The organism is Sinomonas atrocyanea, assembly GCF_001577305.1.
Taxonomy (GTDB): domain Bacteria; phylum Actinomycetota; class Actinomycetes; order Actinomycetales; family Micrococcaceae; genus Sinomonas; species Sinomonas atrocyanea.
Genome location: NZ_CP014518.1, coordinates 2,893,391 through 2,911,846, shown reverse-complemented (window position 1 = coordinate 2,911,846; position 18,456 = coordinate 2,893,391). Strand labels below are relative to the sequence as shown.

General features: G+C 73.4%; 14 protein-coding genes. 8 read left to right on the top strand and 6 right to left on the bottom strand.

Features of this window, described 5'->3' with window-relative positions:
- Positions 1 to 36: 36 nt before the first annotated feature.
- Positions 37 to 1,350: a glutamate-1-semialdehyde 2,1-aminomutase gene (gene hemL, locus SA2016_RS13350; protein ID WP_066498889.1), complete on the top strand. Its 1,314-nt coding sequence runs from the start codon at positions 37 to 39 to the stop codon at positions 1,348 to 1,350.
- A gap of 34 nt (positions 1,351 to 1,384) precedes the next feature.
- On the opposite strand, the gene SA2016_RS13345 is transcribed toward hemL, so the two are convergent.
- A complete protein-coding gene (locus SA2016_RS13345) occupies positions 1,385 to 2,065 on the bottom strand; it encodes a LysE family translocator (protein WP_066498879.1) in 681 nt (226 codons plus the stop codon).
- Positions 2,066 to 2,146: 81 nt separating this feature from the next.
- Here SA2016_RS13345 and SA2016_RS13340 point away from each other — a divergent pair, with 81 nt between their 5' ends.
- Entirely contained in the window at positions 2,147 to 2,602 is a 456-nt protein-coding gene (locus SA2016_RS13340) for an Lrp/AsnC family transcriptional regulator (RefSeq protein WP_218030604.1), read from the top strand.
- Positions 2,603 to 2,696: 94 nt separating this feature from the next.
- On the opposite strand, the gene SA2016_RS13335 is transcribed toward SA2016_RS13340, so the two are convergent.
- The 4 genes from SA2016_RS13335 to SA2016_RS13320 form a co-directional block, all read right to left on the bottom strand.
- A complete protein-coding gene (locus SA2016_RS13335) occupies positions 2,697 to 3,434 on the bottom strand; it encodes an amino acid ABC transporter ATP-binding protein (protein ID WP_066498874.1) in 738 nt (245 codons plus the stop codon).
- Positions 3,431 to 4,207, bottom strand: a complete 777-nt coding sequence (locus tag SA2016_RS13330; protein ID WP_066498873.1) for an amino acid ABC transporter permease — start codon at positions 4,205 to 4,207, stop codon at positions 3,431 to 3,433. The genes SA2016_RS13335 and SA2016_RS13330 overlap by 4 nt, the downstream gene beginning before the upstream one ends.
- A 28-nt stretch (positions 4,208 to 4,235) precedes the next feature.
- Positions 4,236 to 5,186: a substrate-binding periplasmic protein gene (locus SA2016_RS13325; protein WP_066498870.1), complete on the bottom strand. Its 951-nt coding sequence runs from the start codon at positions 5,184 to 5,186 to the stop codon at positions 4,236 to 4,238.
- A 330-nt stretch (positions 5,187 to 5,516) separates the two neighbouring features.
- Positions 5,517 to 6,224 carry a 3'-5' exonuclease gene (locus SA2016_RS13320; protein WP_066498868.1) on the bottom strand — a complete coding sequence of 236 codons (708 nt, stop codon included), beginning with the start codon at positions 6,222 to 6,224 and terminating at the stop codon, positions 5,517 to 5,519.
- 104 nt (positions 6,225 to 6,328) lie between these two features.
- Here SA2016_RS13320 and SA2016_RS13315 point away from each other — a divergent pair, with 104 nt between their 5' ends.
- The 3 genes from SA2016_RS13315 to SA2016_RS13305 are packed head-to-tail and all read left to right on the top strand — an operon-like array spanning position 6,329 to position 13,391.
- Complete coding sequence (locus tag SA2016_RS13315; protein WP_066498865.1) at positions 6,329 to 6,748, top strand: MGMT family protein; 420 nt, start codon at positions 6,329 to 6,331, stop codon at positions 6,746 to 6,748.
- The gene (locus SA2016_RS13310) at positions 6,745 to 9,999 is read left to right on the top strand and encodes an ATP-dependent helicase (RefSeq protein WP_066498862.1); all 3,255 of its coding nucleotides are present in this window, start codon (positions 6,745 to 6,747) and stop codon (positions 9,997 to 9,999) included. The genes SA2016_RS13315 and SA2016_RS13310 overlap by 4 nt, the downstream gene beginning before the upstream one ends.
- On the top strand, positions 9,996 to 13,391 hold the full coding sequence (locus SA2016_RS13305; RefSeq protein ID WP_066498859.1) for an ATP-dependent helicase: 3,396 nt from the start codon (positions 9,996 to 9,998) through the stop codon (positions 13,389 to 13,391). The genes SA2016_RS13310 and SA2016_RS13305 overlap by 4 nt, the downstream gene beginning before the upstream one ends.
- Positions 13,392 to 13,448: 57 nt before the next feature.
- Here SA2016_RS13305 and SA2016_RS13300 read toward each other — a convergent pair whose 3' ends face one another.
- Positions 13,449 to 14,537, bottom strand: coding sequence for a phosphotransferase (locus SA2016_RS13300; protein WP_066498857.1), 1,089 nt, complete (start codon positions 14,535 to 14,537; stop codon positions 13,449 to 13,451).
- 103 nt (positions 14,538 to 14,640) lie between these two features.
- Between SA2016_RS13300 and nudC the strand changes: the two genes are divergently transcribed.
- From nudC to SA2016_RS13285, 3 genes are read left to right on the top strand one after another with little or no spacing between them, the layout of a single operon-like run.
- A complete protein-coding gene (gene nudC, locus SA2016_RS13295; RefSeq protein WP_084249515.1) occupies positions 14,641 to 15,723 on the top strand; it encodes an NAD(+) diphosphatase in 1,083 nt (360 codons plus the stop codon).
- Complete coding sequence (locus tag SA2016_RS13290; protein ID WP_066498854.1) at positions 15,720 to 17,843, top strand: ATP-dependent DNA helicase UvrD2; 2,124 nt, start codon at positions 15,720 to 15,722, stop codon at positions 17,841 to 17,843. The genes nudC and SA2016_RS13290 overlap by 4 nt, the downstream gene beginning before the upstream one ends.
- Positions 17,833 to 18,456 carry a M48 metallopeptidase family protein gene (locus tag SA2016_RS13285; RefSeq protein WP_229710913.1) on the top strand — a complete coding sequence of 208 codons (624 nt, stop codon included), beginning with the start codon at positions 17,833 to 17,835 and terminating at the stop codon, positions 18,454 to 18,456. The genes SA2016_RS13290 and SA2016_RS13285 overlap by 11 nt, the downstream gene beginning before the upstream one ends.

Below are 18,456 nucleotides of genomic sequence, written 5' to 3'. Positions count from 1 at the left end.
GGCGGGACGGGGGCCCGCGGATGGAAGAATAGGGGCATGACCACCTCCGAGGACCTCTTCGCCCGCGCCCGCTCGCTCATGCCCGGAGGGGTGAACTCGCCCGTGCGCGCGTTCGGCTCCGTGGGCGGCACGCCGCGGTTCCTCGTCTCCGCCCGAGGCGCGTACGTGCACGACGCCGACGGGCGCGACTACGTGGACCTCGTGTGCTCGTGGGGCCCTGCGCTCCTCGGCCACGCCGTGCCCGAGGTCCTCTCGGCCGTGCACGCCGCCGTGGACCGGGGCCTCTCCTTCGGCGCCTCGACGCCGGACGAGGCCGCGCTCGCCGAGCTCGTGATCGGGCGCGTGCCCGCGGTCGAGCGCCTGCGCATGGTCTCCACCGGCACCGAGGCGACCATGACCGCGATCCGCCTCGCCCGGGGCTTCACCCACCGCGACCTCATCGTGAAGTTCGCCGGCTGCTACCACGGCCACGTGGACTCGCTGCTGGCCGCGGCCGGGTCCGGCCTGGCGACGCTCGCCCTGCCGGGGTCCGCGGGCGTCACCGCCGCGACCGCCGCCGAGACCCTCGTGCTGCCGTACAACGACCTCGCCGCGGTCGAGGCCGCCTTCGCCGAGCACGGGCCGCGGATCGCCGCCGTCATCACCGAGTCCGCCCCGGCCAACATGGGCGTCGTCACCCCGGGGGAGGGCTTCAACGAGGGCCTGCGCCGCATCACCGCCGAGCACGGCGCCCTGCTCATCGTGGACGAGGTGCTCACCGGCTTCCGCGTGGGGCCCGCCGGCTACTGGGGCCTCACCGGGCAGCGCGAGGGCTGGGCGCCGGACCTCTTCACCTTCGGCAAGGTGATCGGCGGCGGCATGCCCGTCGCGGCACTCGGGGGCCGCGCCGAGATCATGGAGTACCTCGCCCCGCTCGGTCCCGTCTACCAGGCCGGCACCCTGTCCGGGAACCCGGTGGCGATGGCCGCCGGAGTGGCGACTCTCTCCCTGGCCACCGATGCCGTCTACGCCCACATCGACGCCCGCTCGGCCGAGCTGTCCGAGGCCGTCTCCTCGGCGCTGTCCGCCGAGGGCGTGGACCACTCGATCCAGCGGGCCGGCAGCCTGTTCTCCGTCGCGTTCGGCACCTCCGAGCGCGGCGTGCACAACTACGCCGACGCCCAGACGCAGGAGGCGTACCGCTACGGGCCGTTCTTCCACTCGATGCTGGACTCCGGGGTGTACCTGCCCCCGAGCGTCTTCGAGGCCTGGTTCCTCTCCGCGGCCCACGACGACGCGGCGATGAACCGGATCTACGACGCCCTCCCGGCCGCCGCCAAGGCCGCCGCGACGGCGCTGCCGGGCGCGTAGCCGGCCCGGCAGGTTCTGGGCGGGGTCCCGGCGCTCAGGCGAGCGCGGGGCCCACGAGCGCCACGGCCTGCTCCGCGAGCAGGAATCCGCCGATGCCGAGCATGAGCACCCCGCTGACGAGGGTCACGGCCTGGGCGCGCCGCGGCTTCGCGGCGAGGAGGCGCCGCGCGCCCACGGCGACGAGGCTGTAGACCACCGCGGTGAAGGCCAGATGGGTCAGCCCCATCGCCGTGGTCTGCGCGACCACGGGCAGGGCCGAGTCCGTCCTGACGAACTGCGGCATGATGGCGGCGAACAGGAGCAGGGCCTTCGGGTTGATCCCGCTCGTCCCGAGCCCCTTGAGGAAGTCGAGCGCGGGCCGGCCCGGCCGCACGGCGTCCTCGAGCCGCTCCCCGGAGGGCAGGACCGTGCCGCCCGCCGCGGCGAAGCCCGCGCGGCGCCACCCGCGGGCGGTCGCGGCCCCGAGCCAGAGCAGGTAGACGGCGCCCGCCGCGGAGAGCCACGCGACCAGGTCGGGCCGCGCGGCGAGCAGCACGCCGAGGCCGGTGGCCACGAGCGCGGTGTGCACCACGTAGCCGGCACAGAGCCCGGCGACGGAGGGTACCGCGGACCTCGCCCGCAGGCCGGCCGCGATCGTGTATGCCCAGTCGGCGCCGGGCGTGAGGGCCAAGGTGAGGGAGATGCCGGCGAAGCCGAGGAGGGGGCTGAGGTCCATGGCGCAAGACTACGGAGATCGTCGCGAGAAGTGCTCACCGATTTGTGGCAGCCTGCGAGCTGCTCGGGATAGATTCTGATGGTGATCGACGCACTCGACAGAAGTATTTTGCGCACCCTCCAGCAGGATGGCCGGATGACGGCCACGGCCCTCGCCGCCGAGGTGGGCCTGACGGTCGCCCCCTGCCACCGCCGGCTCAAGGACCTCGAGCAGTCGGGGGTGATCCGCGGCTACCGGGCGGAGGTGGACCCGGCCAAGGTCGGGCTCGGGTTCGGCGCCATGGTGTTCGTGACGCTGCGCGAGACCTCGAGGGAGGCGATCCGGGCCTTCGAGGATGCCGTGGTGGCCGAGCCGCAGATCATCGAGGGCTACCGCCTCTTCGGCGACCCCGACTTCCTCCTCCGCTGCGTCGCCGAGGACCTCCCCGCGTACCAGCGCCTCTACGACGAGCACCTCGCCGCGCTGCCCGGGGTCGCGAAGCTGACCTCCACGATCGTGATGCGCGACCTCAAGGGCACCGGCGGCCTGCCGCTCTAAGCGCTGCCGCCGGCTGCCGGCACCACGGACGACGGCGGAGTCCCCACCCGAGTGGGGACCCCGACGTCGTGCGCGGTGCTGCCGAAGCGGACGGTCAGAGCACGTCGCTGAGGAAGCGCTTGAGCCGGTCGGTCTGCGGGTCGTCGAAGATCCGCTCCGGGGCTCCGGTCTCGACCGCCACGCCGCCGTCCATGAACATCACGGTGTCCGAGACGTTGCGCGAGAAGCCCATCTCGTGGGTCACGACCACCATGGTCATCCCGCCCTCGGCGAGGTCCGCCATGAGCGCGAGGATGCCCTTGACGAGCTCCGGATCGAGCGCCGAGGTCGCCTCGTCGAAGAACATGACCTCCGGCTTCATCGCGAGCGCGCGGGCGATCGCGACGCGCTGCTGCTGGCCGCCCGAGAGCGTCGCCGGCCGGACATCGGCCTTGTGCTTGAGTCCGACGAGGTCGAGCTGCGTCAGCGCCTCCTCGCGGGCCTGCTCCTTGGGCAGCCCGCGCAGCTTCCGCAGGGCGAAGGCGACGTTCTCGCCGACGCTCTTGTGCGGGAAGAGGTTGAACTGCTGGAAGACCATGCCGATGCGGCGGCGGAGCTCGTCCGGGTTGTCCTTCAGGACGGACCTGCCGTCGAGGAGGATGTCCCCGGCATCCGGTTCGATGAGCCGGTTCATGACCCGCAGGAGGGTCGACTTGCCGGATCCGGAGGGGCCGATGACCGACGCCGTGGTCCCGGCCGGGACCTCGAGGTCGATGCCACGGAGCACCTTGTTGCTGCCGAAGGCGAGGTGGATGCCCTTCGCCTCGAGCGATCCAGAGGAGAACTGGCTCATGCCTGGGCTCCCTTCCCGACGACGGCGGCGGCCTCGTCCGGTTCGGCGCGCTCGGCGCGGTTCTTGGCGCGGCCCGTGCGCAGGCGCGCATCGATCCAGTTCACGAGGTGCGTGAGCGGGATCGTCATGACCAGGTAGAAGATCCCCGCGGCGACGTACCCCGAGAGGTTGCCCGTGCGGGCCGCCTCGTCCTGGCCGATCTGGAACAGCTCACGCTCGGAGGAGAGCAGCCCGAGGGTGAACACCAGCGAGGAGTCCTTGATGAGCGCGATGAACTGGTTCACGAGGGCCGGCAGGACCCGGCGCACGCCCTGCGGCACGACGATGAGGCGCATCGACGGCCCGTAGGCGAAGCCCAGTGCCCGGGCTGCCTCGAGCTGGCCCTTCTCCACGCTCTGGATGCCCGAGCGGAAGATCTCGCCGATGTAGGCCGCCGAGATGAGCGACAGCGCCGCGACCCCCATGGGGTACGGGCTCGTGATGCCGGTGAGCTCGCGGACGATCGGACCGAACCCGAGGCCGATCGCAAGGATGGTCAGGATCGCCGGGAGTCCACGGAAGATGTCCGTGTACACCCGGGCGATCCATCGCGCCACAGGATTCCGGGCGATGCCCATGAGGGCGAGCAGCATCCCGAGGACTGTGCCGATGATCCCCGAGGAGAGGGCGAGCACGAGCGTGTTCGGGAGGCCCACCGTGAAGAGGGAGGGCAGGACCTCGCCGATGACCTTCCAGTTGAAGAAGGTGTCGCCGAGATTGGCCAGGTAATCCATGGGGCTCCTGTCTGCGCGCTAGGCGGCGTTACTTGGCGGCGCTGACCTGGACGGCCTTGCTGCCCGGCTTCCAGCCCTCGGGCGTCTGGTCCTTGAGGGTCTTGCGGTCCGGGTACCACTGGGCGGTGAGCTTGGACCACGTGCCGTCCGCGATCACGGCATCGAGGGCCGAGTTCAGCGCGTCCGTGAGCGGCTGGTTGTCCTTCGCCACGGCGTACGCGGTGAAGTTCTGCGTGTTGACCTTCTTCTGCGCGATCGTGGTGCCGTCACCGGGTTTGACCTGGCCCTCCGCCTGCTGGGAGGGGGCGACCCAGGCGTCGACCTGGCCGCTCTTCACGCTCGCGTAGACCGTGTTGTAGTCCGGGAAGCGGACCGGGTCGAGCTTGAGGGTGTTGGTGACGAAATCGTCCTGGACGGTGCCCTGGACAACGCCGATGCGCACGCCCTGCTTGAGGTCGTCGAAGGACTTCACCTTGGCGCCGTCCTTGGTGACGATCGCCATGTAGCCGAAGTCGTAGCCGTTGGTGAACCCGACCGTCTGGCGGCGGGAGTCAGTGGTCGAGATCGAGGACGAGCCCATGTCGAACTGCTTCGTCTTGACCTGGGCCAGCAGGCTCTGGAACTTCGTGGAGACGAACTCGACCTTCAGCCCCAGCTTGGCCGCCATGGCCTTGAGGAGCTCGTTGTCGTAGCCGGTGAAGTTGCCGCTGCTGTCGATGAAGATGTTCGGCGGCGCGTCGGAGAGCGTGCCCACCTTGATCGTGCCCGGGGTGATGAGGCCGAGCTTGGACTTGTCGATCTTGTCCAGCGGGGTGACCGAGGCGGTCGTGTACTTGTCCGTGGACTGCTGGTCGCTGCCCTTGAGCGCGTCCGTCGGCGTGCCGGAGGCGGAGCTTCCGCCGCCGCACGCGGCGAGCGAGAGGGCGAGGACGGCCGCGACGGGCGCGGCGGCAAGCCACTTGGGTGCCTTGAGCTTCATGGAGCCTTCGCTTTCTGATGTGAATGCAGGACGCGCAGCATCCACGTGCGGTCGGCACGTCGAGGGCGTCTGGGCTGCATTCCATTATGAAGGACGGGCCTTCGGGGCCCCTCTCCAGAACACATGACGAAATATTCTCCGCCGGATCGAAGGATGTTCGGCCTCGCGTGGCAGCGCAGGTGCCGGTGGCGACCCAGGGGAGGTCCGCGTGAATTACGGACGGCGGCGCACGGCGGCGCGAGCCCGCATGCGGCCCTGTGACTTCCCTCTCAGGCCCCTGTGCTGCTACAAGCTGTGCTGCAAGAAGCTGTGCTCCTACAAGCTGGGCTGCTAGAAGCCGGCCTGCCCCGCGTCATGCGGCGCGAGCACGGGCCAGTCGCCCTCGACCACCGCGGCGGGCTTCGTCCGGCGCAGGTAGGCCTGGAAGTCCGCGGCCTGCGCTGCCGACCAGTCCACCTGGCTGCGGTGGAGGTGCGCCGCGGGGCGGTCGAGCTCCGGGAACCGGCCGGCCATCGCGTCGAGCAGCTGGGCCGCGGCGAGGGCGTCCGCAGCGGAGCTGTGCGCGTCGGTGAGGATGACGCCGTACTGTTCGCAGAGCGCCCCGAGGGTTCGCTTGCCCTTGCGGTACCGCTCCACCTGCTTGTTGATGACGTACGGGTCCAGGACCGGGAACCGGGTGAGCTGGGGGAGCCCATGGCGCGCGCACTCCGCCGCCATGACCGTGAAGTCGTACGCCGCATTGAAGGCGACGACGGGAACGCCGCGGTCGAAGAGGGCCTGCAGGGTCGTCGCGACCTCTGCAACGACCTCGCGGGCGGGACGGCCCTCCGCGCGCGCCTTCTCGGTGGTGACCCCGTGGACCTCGGCGGCCTCGGCCGGGATCTCGACGCCCGGATCGGCGAGCCACTCGTGCTCCGACTCGATGCTGCCGTCCGGCCCGAGCACCACGATGCTCGCGGTGACGATGCGCGCGGCGCGGGAGTTGCGCCCGGTCGTCTCGAGATCGAACGCTGCCCTGGTCTGCGTGCTCCACGTCATGGGGAACACGCTATGCGGCAGGTCCGACACTTCTCGCGCAGGCACGCCGGGCGCCCCGGCGGGGCAGCGCGGGCCGGCGCCCGGCGGCCGTTAGGGTGGGAGGCATGCGGGAGGAGTTCGTCGAGGCGGTCCTGGCCGTCGTCGACCTCGTGCCCCCGGGGTCGGTGCTGGCCTATGGCGATGTCGCCGAACTCCTCGGCGCCGGCGGCCCCCGGCAGGTGGGCTCCGTGATGTCGCGCTACAGCGGCGACGTCGGCTGGTGGCGGGTGCTCAAGGCCAATGGTGCCGCCCCCGAGTCCCATGAGGAGCGCGCGCTGCGGCACTACCTCGCAGAAGGGACGCCGCTGCGAGGCGACCCGCACCGCGGACCGTGGCGGGTCGACATCGCCCGGGCACGCTGGGCGCCCACGGACAGCGAGCTCGACGCGGTCGAGGAGATCGCCGAAGCGCTCCAGCGCGCTCTTCGCCGGACTTCGGGCGCCGAGGCAGAACTGTCGGACCCCGACGGTGGAATGGAACCATGACAGCGATCGCCACCCCGGCCGCGGCACCCGTTGCCCGGACCGCGCCCGCGGGAGCGGCCCCGCAGCTGACCCTCCTCGCTCCGAAGGGCCGTGCGGATGCAGTGCCCTTCTCGCCCTCGCCCGACCAGGAGGCCGTGCTCGCCCTGCGCCCGGGAAGCGGTCCGGTGCTCGTGTGGGGTGCTCCCGGTACCGGCAAGAGCCGGGTCCTCGTGGAGGCGGCCGCGGCCCGGGTGGAGCGCGACGGCCTCGATCCGGCGGGAGTCCTGCTCCTCGCCCCGGCACGCGCAGCCTCTGCGCGGCTGAGGGACGCGTTCACTGCGCGCCTCGACCGCAGCCTGAGCGCCCCTCCGGCGCGCACCTGGCAGTCCTACGCCTTCGACCTCATCCGGCGGGCGCGGGCCGAGGGGCGGATCGACTGGCTCACCCGCCCCCCGCGCCTGCTGTCCGGGGCGGAGCAGGACCTCATCGTCAAGGAGCTGCTGGAAGGGCACCGCGCCTCAGGCCGCGGACCCGCGTGGCCGCAGGGGTTCGAGGCGGCCCTGTCCACCCGGGGATTCCGGCACGAGGTCCGGGAGCTGTTCGACCGGGTCACCGAGTACGGCACGACGGCGGACGAGCTCGCTGATCTCGGCGCCCGCGCAGGGCGCCCCGAGTGGGTCGCGGCCGCCCAGCTGTACACCGAGTACCGGGACGTCCTCGAGCTGCGCATGCCTGAGGCCTTCGATCCCGCAGGGATCATTACGGCGGCCCGCATGATCCTGCTCGAGGATCCCGAGCTGCTCGCACAGGAGAGGGCCCGCCTCGGCCTGATCTGCGTCGACGACGTCCAGGAGTCCAGCCCGTCGGTCCTGGAACTCCTCGCCGTCCTGGGCCAGGGCCGCGACCTCATCGCGACCGCCGCCCCCGACGTGGTGGTGCAGGGCTTCCGCGGGGCGCGGCCCGGCCTCGTGCCCAGCCTGCGGGCCCTCCTCGGCACCGTCACGGAACTGTCGCTGGGCACCTCGCACCGGCTGCCGGAGGGGATCGCCGAGGCGTGGCGGGGGGTCGCGCAGCGGATCTCCGCCGTGCCCGGGGGCCAGGCGGCCCGCCGGCTCGTTCCGCCGCCGTCCACCAGGGAAGAGGAGGGGACGGCGCGGCCCGCCGCCGAGGCGCACGTCCTGCACTCCGCACTCCACGAACTGCGCTACCTCGCCCACCGGATCCAGGAGGCGCGCCTGCTCGGCGCGGTGGAGTACGGGCAGATGGCGGTCATCGTCAGGTCCGGCGGCCGGCTCGAGCAGATCCAGCGCTTCCTCTCCGGCCAGGGGATCCCCGTCAAGGTCCCCGTGGCCGAGACCGCGGTGCGCGATGAGGCGGCCGTGCGGCCGCTGCTGACGGCGTTCCGCGTCGCCCTGCGGCCCGAGGAGCTGACCGCGGAGACGGCGGTCGAGCTGCTGACCTCCCGCATCGGAGGTGCAACCGCGCTGGAGCTGCGGCGCCTGCGGCAGTCCCTCCGGCAGATCGAGCTCGCGGCCGGCGGGGGACGCGCGAGCGACGCACTCCTCGTCGAGGCACTCGAGGTCCCGGGCGCCCTCGACCCGCTCGGCGTCGAGGCCAGCGCCGCGCGCCGGATCGCCCGCATGATCGCCAAGGGGCGGGCGGCCGCCGAGGAGCCCGGGGCCACCGCCGAGACCGTCCTGTGGGCGCTCTGGGACGCGGCGGCCCTCTCGAAGCGGTGGTACGCCCTGGCTGTCTCGGGCGGCACTCTGGGTCTGCGCGCGGACCGCGACCTCGACGCCCTCATGGCCCTCTTCCACACCGCCGAACGGTACGTCGACAGGCTCCCCGGGGCGTCTCCCGCGCAGTTCCTGGACTACCTCACGGAACAGGAACTGCCCATGGACACCCTCGCGCCGCGCGCCCAGGCGGAGGATGCGGTCGAGCTCCTCACCCCCGCCAGCGCCGCCGGCCGCGAATGGCGGCTGGTCTTCGTCGCCGGGCTCCAGGACGGCGTCTGGCCGAACACGCGGCTGCGCGGCGAGCTCCTCGGCAGCACCCTCTTCGCGGACTGCCTCGACCTCGGCGTGGTCTCGGCCCTGCTCGTGCCGACCCGATCGCGGCTCCAGGACATCCGCTACGACGAGCTGCGCTCCTTCTCCGCCGCGATCTCGCGCGCGACCGAGCGGCTCGTGTGCACCGCGGCATCCACCGAGGACGAGGTCCCCTCCCCGTTCCTGGACTACGTCGCTCCGCTGCCGGTGGGAGTCACCGTGCGGCCGTACACCGAGGTGCCCCGCACCCTCGGGCTCAGGCCGCTCGTCGCGGAGCTCCGGCAGTCTGTCGAGGCCGACGACGCCGACGCGCCCTACGCCGCAGCGCTGCTCGCCGCACTGGCCGCCGCCGATGCCCCCGGCGCCCATCCCGGCCAGTGGTACGGGCTCGCTCCCTTGAGCAGCACCGGCCCGGTGGTACCCGAGGACGGCACCGTCTACGTCTCCCCGTCCAAGGTAGAGACCGCCACCAAGAACCCCTTGGACTGGTTCGTCTCCGCGGCCGGCGGCGAGGCGGCCACCGACTTCGCCCGGAGCCTCGGGACCCTCGTGCACGCGATCGCGCAGGACCTCCCCGAGGGGACCTCGGCCGACTACCTCGCGGAGCTGAAGCGGCGCTGGGCGAGCCTCGGCCTCGCAGACACCTGGGAGGGCGAGCTCGACTTCGAACGCGCGCAGGCGATGGTCCGCAAGCTCGCCGAGTACGTCCGCGTGAACGGGCGGGAGCTCCTCGGCGTCGAGGTCGACTTCGAGGCCTCCCTCGGGTCCGTCGGCACGGCCGAGATCGCTGCCCGCACGGTCCTCCGTGGACAGGTGGACCGGCTCGAGCTCGACGAGGACGGCCGGCTGGTGGTCGTCGACCTCAAGACCGGGCGCCGCAAGCCGAAGGCAGCGGACCTCGAACAGCATGCCCAGCTGGCCGCATACCAGGTCGCCGTGGTTGCGGGCGCCTTCGGCGAGGACGCGGTCCTGAACCGGGGTCCTGTCCCCGGCGGTGCCGAACTCGTCCAGCTGGGGGACGGGACGGTCAAGCTCACCGTCCAGCAGCAGGCGGCCCTCGAGGATGCCGCCTGGGCCGTCCAGCTGGTCGAGCGGGCCGCAGAGGTCATGGCCGGGGACCACTTCGAGGCCCGGCACGAACCGGGCGGGGGTTTCACCGGGGGCTGCCGGCTCCCCGACATCTGCCCGCTCTGCGCCCGGGGACGGCAGGTGACCGAGTGAGCGAGGCAGCACTCCCGCAGACCGCCGCCGAGCTGCCCGAGCCGCGCTTCAGCCCCGAGGAGCTCGCCGACCTGCTGGGCCAGCACCGTCCCACGGCCCAGCAGTCGGAGATCATCTCCTCGCCCCTCGCCCCGCGCCTGGTCGTGGCCGGGGCGGGATCCGGCAAGACCGCGACCATGGCGGACCGCGTGGTCTGGCTCGTCGCCAACGGCTGGGTCCGGCCGGACGAAGTCCTCGGCGTGACCTTCACCCGCAAGGCGGCAGGGGAGCTCTCGGCCCGGATCCGCGCCCAGCTCGCCCGCCTCGCGAGGCTCGCCCAGCGCGGCGCCGAGGGCATCGCGGCGGCAGCGGGCGACCAGCAGGCGATCGACCCGACGGTGTCCACCTACCACTCGTTCGCCAACACCGTCGTGCAGGACCACGGGCTCCGGCTCGGGATCGAGCGCGACGCGGTGCTGCTCGGGCCCGCCCAGTCCTTCCAGCTCGCCGCCCGCGTGGTCGAGGCCTACGACGGGGGCACCTGGGACGGCTTCCCCGCCAAGAGCAGCCTGATCGCCGCGGTGCTCCAGCTGGCCAGCGAGTGCGCCGAGCACCTGCGCGAGCCCGGAGACGTCGCCGCATGGCTCGACGAGGAGTCAGCGCGGCTGCAAGCGCTTCCCACGGGCGGTCGGGGAGGAAGGCAGCCGGCCGGTGCCGCAGCGCTCGTGACGACCCTGCGCACGCGCGCCCTCGTCGCGGGCCTCGTGGAGCGCTACGCCGCGGCGAAGCGCGAGCGCGGCGTCCTGGACTACGGCGACCTCGTGGCCCTCGCCGCGCGCATCGCGGCAACGGTGCCGGAGGCCGGCACGCTCCTGCGCAGCCAGTACCGCACCGTCCTCCTCGACGAATTCCAGGACACCTCCCACGCCCAGCTGGTGCTGTTCTCCTCCCTCTTCGGGGACGGCCACGCCGTCACCGCCGTCGGCGACCCCAACCAGTCGATCTACGGCTTCCGCGGCGCCTCCGCCGGCCAGCTCGAGAGCTTCCCCCGGGTGTTCCCACGGCGGGAGGGCAGCGGCCTCGCCCCCGCATGGACCAGCCACCTGACCACGGCATGGCGCAACTCGACTACGGTCCTCGCCACCGCCAACACCGTGGCCGGCCCGCTCGCCTCGCCCGCGGCCTACCTCGCCGGCGCCCCCGGCATCGAGGTCCAGCCGCTCGAGCCCCGTCCCGGCGCGGGCCCCGGCCGTGTGCGGCTCGGCCGCTTCGTCGACGAGCTCGACGAGGCGCGGGCCGTGGCCGACGAGCTGCAGGCATTCACGCGCGACTGGGCCGTGGGCGCCGAGCAGGCGTCCGGCCCTGGTCCGACGATGGCGGTCCTGTGCCGGAAGCGCTCGCAGTTCGCGGCGCTCCGGGGCGAGTTCGAGCGCCGCGGCATGCCGTTCGAGGTGGTCGGACTGGGCGGCCTGCTCGACACTCCCGAGGTCATCGACATCGTCTCGACGCTGCGGGTCATCGCGGACCCTGGCCGATCCGACGCGCTCATGCGGCTCCTGGCCGGGGCGCGCTGGCGGATCGGGCCGGCCGACCTCATGGCCCTCGCCGACTGGTCCCGCCACCTCGCAGCCCTCCGTTCCGCCGCCGCCCGGCCCGAAGAGCAGGACCTCGATGCCGCGGGCACGGTCGAGGAGGCCCTCATCGAGGGGGACGTGGCCGAGGCCTCCAGCCTCGTGGAGGCCATCGACCGGCTGCCCCGGCCAGGGTGGACGTCCGGGGCAGGCAGGCAGCTCAGCCCCGAGGCGCTCTCCCGCCTGACGCGGCTGCGCGACGAGCTGCGGATGCTGCGCACCGTCTCCGGGGACGATCTCGGCACCGTGGTCTCCCACGTCGAGCGCGCGCTCCTGCTCGACATCGAGCTCGCCGCCAGGCCAGGCGCGTCGGTCCACCAGGCGCGCCGCAACCTGGACGCCTTCGCCGAGGCGGCGGCGTCGTTCCTCGCCCAGTCGTCCGAGCCCGGCCTACTCGCCTTCCTCGCGTGGCTCGAGGTCGCCGCGCGTGAAGAGTCCGGGCTCGACATGGCCCCCAGCGAGCCCTCGCCCGGGGCGATCCAGCTCCTCACGGTCCACGCCTCCAAGGGGCTCGAGTGGGACGCGGTCGCCGTGACGGGACTCAACCGCGGCATGTTCCCCTCGGGGGGCAACGACCGGTGGACGGTCGGGCAGTCCGCGCTGCCCTGGCCCCTGCGCGGAGACCGGGCCGACCTGCCCGCGTGGGACACGGACCAGCCGGACCAGAAGGGCTGGGTCGACGCGGAGAAGCAGCTCGCAGAGGACGCCACGGAGCACGCCGAGCGCGAGGACAGGAGGCTGGCCTACGTCGCGTTCACCCGCGCCAGGTCGCTCCTCGTGGCCACCGGGTTCGCCTGGAGCAGCACCCGATCCAGGCCCCTGCCCGCGTCGCCGTTCCTCGAGGAGCTGCGCGAGGACGCGGACCGCCACGGCTTCGAGGTCCTGGCCTGGGCGGAGGACGCCGACCTGCCGGAGCAGAACCCCCTGCAGGCCCTGGCCCAGCGCTCGCTCTGGCCCTATGACCCGCTCGAGGGGCCAGTCGATGCTGCCACCGGGGCCCGCCACAGCCTCTCGCCGGGCCGCCGCGGGGCCCTGGAGGCGGCGGCGCACCGCGTCCTCGAGATGATCCACGACGGCGGCGCCGGTCCGCACCTCCCGGCCCCGGGGGCCCCGCGGCAGGCCGAGTGGGCGCGCGAGGCCGAGCTGCTCCTGGCAGAACAGGCCCGCGCCCACGTGACCTCGGGCGTGCGGCTGCCGGAGCACGTCTCGGCGTCCACCCTCGTGGCGCTCGGCGAGGACCGCGAGGCGGTCGTCCGCCAGCTGCGCCGGCCCGTCCCGCGCCGGCCCGGAATGGCTGCGCGGCGGGGGACGGCCTTCCATGCCTGGGTCGAGGAGCACTTCGGCACCAGCGCCATGCTGGACCTCGAGGGCTTCGACAGCTCGGACGAGTACGTGGACGAGGCCTACGAGCTCGGCACCCTCGTGGAGGCCTTCAAGCGCACCGAATGGGCGAACCGGAGTCCGGCCCACGTCGAGGTGCCGATCGAGACCAAGGTGGGGCCCGTCGTCGTGCGCGGACGCATCGACGCCGTGTTCCGCGACGCCGACGGCCGGTGGGACCTCGTGGACTGGAAGACCGGAAGGGCCCCGAAGGGCGCCGAGGCGAGGGCACGGTCCGTGCAGCTGGCCGTGTACCGCTTGGCCTGGTCGCGCCTCACGGACACCCCCGTGGAGGAGATCAGGGCCGCCTTCTGCTACCTCGCCGACGGCACGGTCGTCCGCCCCGAAGCGCTCGCCACAGAGGCAGAGCTCGAAGCGATCGTGGCCTCGGCGCTGCAGTGACCCCCCAGCACCGCCTGGGGCGCGGGGTGGACGGGCGCGGGGTGGGCGGGGGCGGCCTCAGTCCTCGCGGCGCCCGTCGGTAATGAGCGGGAGCGCATCGGTCGCCGGTGCAGGGTCCGCCGTGCGCGGAATCTCGGCCGCCGGCCGGCCGTTCTCCGGCGCAGAGGCCTCGGTGCCCTCGCCGCTTCCGTCGTCCGCCGCTGCGGCGCGGGCGGACTCGGCCTCCGCTGCCTCGCTGGCCTCGATGTCGGCGGCAAGCTCGGCGAGCATGGCCTCGGCGTCCCGCGCGACCTCCTGGTCGCCGAGGGCGAGGGCCTTCACGAGGTACTGCGCGAGGGCAAACTCCGCCGCCAGGGCCGCGCGCCGGGCGAGCTGCGGGTCCACCGGCTCCTTGCGGGCCTCGTGGTAGGCCGCGAGCACCGCGTCGATGAACTTCGGCTCGTTCGACCCGACGAGCCAGGCGATGTCGTCGGCCGGATCGCCGATCCGCAGGTCGGTCCAGCCGGTCACGGCGGTGACGCGGTCGTCGTCGATGAGGAGGTTGTCCTCGTGGAGGTCGCCATGGACCACGGTCGGGTTGAACCGCCAGAGGGTGACGTCCTCCATGGCCTGCTCCCACCGGCGCAGGAGCACCGCGGGGATCTTGCCCGTGGTGGCCGCCTGGTCGAGCTCGTTGAGGCGGCGCTGCCTGAACCCGTTGGCCGTGTAGGAGGGCAGGTCCGCGCTGTCGACGAGCTCCTGGGGCAGGCCGTGGATGGCGGCGAGCGTCCCCCCGATCTCCCGCGCGAGCCGGTCGCTGCCCGAGGCGAGCGCGTCGAGGTCCCGGACCGTCCCGGTGAGATTCGTGTAGACGCACGTGGTGAGCCCGTCCATGCGCACCGTGCCGGCCACCGCCGGCATCTGGAACGGCAGCTCGGCGCGCACGGCGGGGTCGAACGCCCGCAGCACCGTCATCTCGGTCTCGAGGCGTGCGCTGGCCTCCGTGCCGCGCGGGCAGCGGATGCGCCACGCGCGCCCGTCCGCGGTCTCCAGAAGGGCCGCATCGAAGTCGGTGGCGTCATCCGGGGACGCCGCCACGGCGGTCGGCTGCAGCCCGGGGACGGCGGCGGTAGCGATGGCGGCCAGCTCGAGCGGAGTGCGTTTCACCTTCTCCACGCTAGCCCGCTGCGCCGCCGCGGGCACGGACCCACGCCGAACCGGCGCCCCGCCGGTTGTGCGAGTGTCGGAGGGGCTCAGTACCGTAGTGGGTATGACTTCCGGCTCGTTCCCGCCTCCCCAGCCCTCGGCCACCGCCGGCACCGCGCTCTCGGCGTTCGAGGGGACGGGCCAAACTGCCGGACTGCTCGCCGACCGGCTCCTCCCCACGGCGGCGGAAGCGCTCGACCGCCGGTCCGCCGACCGCGCCGACCCCGAATTCCTCGGCCAGCTCGTGCGCCAGCCGGGCACCCTCGCGGTGCTCTACTCGCAGCGGCGGGCCGCGCACGACGGCGGGCACCTCGCCTTCCTGCCCGCCCGGTCCCTGCCGGCGGAGTGGCTCGAGGGCCTCGTCGTCTACCTCGGCCGGCTGCCGCAGGAACGGACCACCGCCCACGCCGCGCCGGGCTCCGACATCGTCCTCGTGGTCCTCGACGAGCCGGTCGAGCCCGTGTCTGCGGTCATGTCGGAGCCCGCGGGGGAGGGCGCCGGGCTGCTGCCCGAGGAGACAAACTGGGCCGGCTTCCGCGAATCGGGCCCCGGCCTGGACCTCGTGGAGGCGGGCATCCTGCTGGAGGCGACCGCCATCGCGAACTGGCACGCCTCACACCCCCGGTGCCCGCGCTGCGGCGCGCCCACACAGGTGATCCAGAGCGGCTGGGTGCGGCAGTGCCCCGAGGACGGCTCGGAGCACTTCCCCCGCACGGACCCGGCGATCATCGTGACCGTCGTCGGCCCGGGCGACCGCGTGCTCCTCGCGACCGGAGCGCGCATGCGCTCGACGATGTTCTCGACCCTCGCGGGCTTCGTCGAGCCCGGCGAGTCCCTCGAGCAGGCCGTGGCCCGCGAGGTCCTCGAGGAAGTCGGGGTCCGCGTGACCGAGTGCCAGTATCTCGGCTCGCAGCCCTGGCCCTTCCCCGCCTCCCTCATGCTCGGCTTCACAGCCCGCACCCTGGACGAGGTCGCCGAGCCGGACGGCACCGAGGTGCTCCGCGCCCGCTGGTTCACCCGGGACGAGCTGGCAGCCGCGGCCGGCTCCGGCGAGATCGACCTGCCCAGTCGGCTGTCCATCTCGCGGGCCCTCATCGAGAGGTGGTTCGGCGGCCCCATCACCGCACTGGAGGCGGCGGCCCAGTGAGCGGGGCCGAGTCCGCCCAGGCCGCGGGAGGGACGCTCGAGGAGCGGCTCCTCGCCGGCCTCGACGAGGAGCAGCGCGAGGTCGCGACCACCCTGCACGGGCCGGTGTGCGTCCTGGCCGGGGCAGGCACCGGCAAGACGCGGGCGATCACCCACCGGATCGCGTACGGCGTCCACTCGGGCGTCTACTCGCCCCAGCGCCTCCTTGCGGTCACGTTCACCGCGCGGGCCGCCGCCGAGATGCGCAGCCGCCTGCGCGACCTCGGCGTGGGGGGAGTGCAGGCCCGCACGTTCCACGCCGCGGCCCTGCGGCAGCTGCAGTACTTCTGGCCGCAGGCCGTGGGGGGCTCGCTGCCGAGCCTCCTCGAGCACAAGGCCCAGGCCATCGCCGAGGGCGCACGGCGCCTGCGCCTCACCGTGGACCGGGCCGCGATCCGCGACCTCGCCTCGGAGATCGAATGGGCCAAGGTCTCGATGCTCACGCCCTCCACCTACCTCGAGGGCGCCGCGGGCAGGGGAGAGCCCGGCGGCCTCCAGCCGGCCACGGTGGCGCGGCTCTTCGAGGCCTACGAGGACGTCAAGGTGGACCGGAACCTCATCGACTTCGAGGACGTCCTGCTCATCACGGTCGGCATCCTGCAGGAGGACCCGAAGGTCGCCGCGACCGTGCGCGAGCAGTACCGCCACTTCGTCGTCGACGAGTACCAGGACGTCTCCCCGCTGCAGCAGCGCCTCCTCGAGCTGTGGCTCGGCGGCCGCGAGGAGCTGTGCGTGGTCGGCGACGCGAGCCAGACGATCTACTCGTTCACGGGCGCCACGAGCACCCACCTGCTCGAGTTCGGCAAGCGCCACCCGCAGGCGGCCATGATCCGGCTCGTGCGGGACTACCGCTCCACGCCGCAGGTGGTCCGCCTGGCCAACGACCTCCTCGCGGCCCGCCGCCCCGCGGGCCCCGCGGCCGATGCCCGCTGGGCGAAGCCGCTGAACCTCATCGCCCAGCGGCCCAGCGGGCCCGAGCCCGAATTCGCCGAGTGCGCCGACGACGAGGCGGAGGCGTCCGCCGTGGCCCGCAGGATCGCCGCCCTCGTCAAGGCGGGCACCGAGCCCAAGGACATCGCGGTGCTCTTCCGCACCAACGGCCAGTCCGAGGCGTTCGAGCAGGCCCTCGCCGCGGCCGGCATCGGCTACCAGCTGCGCGGCGGCGAGCGGTTCTTCAACCGCCGCGAGGTCCGCGACGGGCTCCTGCAGCTCCGCGGTGCCGCCCGCGCCCAGGCGGACGACGGCGTGCCGGTGGCGCAGCGGGTGCGCGATGTCCTCTCCTCGCTGGGCTACTCCGAGCAGGCGCCCACGGGCGGGGGCGCCACGCGCGAGCGCTGGGAGTCGCTTGCCGCCCTCGTGGCCCTCGCCGACGAGCTCTCCGCCGCGCGGGGCGAGGGGTTCGGGCTGCCCGAGTTCGTGGCCGAGCTGCAGGAGCGGGCCACGGCCCAGCACGCACCGGCCGTCCAGGGCGTGACGCTCGCGTCGCTGCACGCCGCGAAGGGCCTCGAGTGGGACGCGGTGTTCCTCGTGGGGCTGAGCGAAGGCCTCGTGCCGATCTCCTTCGCCGACACGCCCGTGACGGTGGACGAGGAGCGGCGCCTGCTGTACGTCGGGATCACCCGGGCCCGGGAGTTCCTGCACCTGTCGTGGTCCCTGTCCCGCACCCCGGGCGGGCGCGCGCACCGCCGTCCGTCGCGGTTCCTCGACGGCCTGCGGCCCGCGGGCTCGACCTCCTCGCACGCCGAGCGCAGCCCCCGCAAGCGCCGGGAGCTGAAGGGGCCCACCACGTGCCGCGTGTGCGGGACGATCCTCTCGACCGGGGCCGAGCGGAAGGTCGGCCGCTGCTCCGGGTGCCCACCCACCTACGAGGAGGCCACGTTCGAGGCGCTGCGCGCGTGGCGCCTTGAGCAGGCGCGCGAGGCGGACGTGCCGGCCTTCGTCGTGTTCACGGACGCGACCCTGACGGCCATCGCGGAGGCGAAGCCCTCGAGCCTGGACGAGCTGTCCCAAGTGGCCGGTGTGGGGCGGGCCAAGCTCGAGCGCTACGGCGAGGCAGTCCTGGAGCTCATCCGTGGCGCGTGAGGGCCGGCGCGCCGTCCCCGGCCAGGGCGCGCTCCCGCTGGGCGGGGACGGCCCGCGCATCGAGGTGCGCCGGTCGGGCCGGCGCAGGAAGACGGTCTCCGCCTTCTGGGAGGGCAGCACTGCGGTGGTGGCGATCCCCGCCACCTTCACACGGGCCCAGGAGGCGCACTGGGTCGAGCGGATGGTCGAGCGGCTCCAGCAGGACACCGCGCGCCGCCGCGGCGCGCACTCGGACGAGGCCCTCGCCGAGCGCGCCGCCGGGCTGTCGCGGCGGTACTTCGGCGGCCGGACCGAGCCCGCGTCCATCCGCTGGGTCACGAACCAGCGCCGCCGGTGGGGCTCCTGCACGCCGAGCCAGCGGACCATCCGCCTCTCCCACGAACTGCAGGGCATGCCGGAGTGGGTGGTCGACTACGTGATCGTGCACGAGCTCGCCCATCTGCTCGTCTCGGGCCACGGCCCCCAGTTCTGGAAGCTCGTCGAGGCGTATCCGAGGCTCGCGGAGGCGAAGGCCTTCCTCGCCGGGGTGGCGTTCGCCGGTTCCCAGCGCGGGGACGCCGGGGACGCCGAGGGCAGCGGCTGGGACCTTATCGACGACGAAGAAGACGCCTAG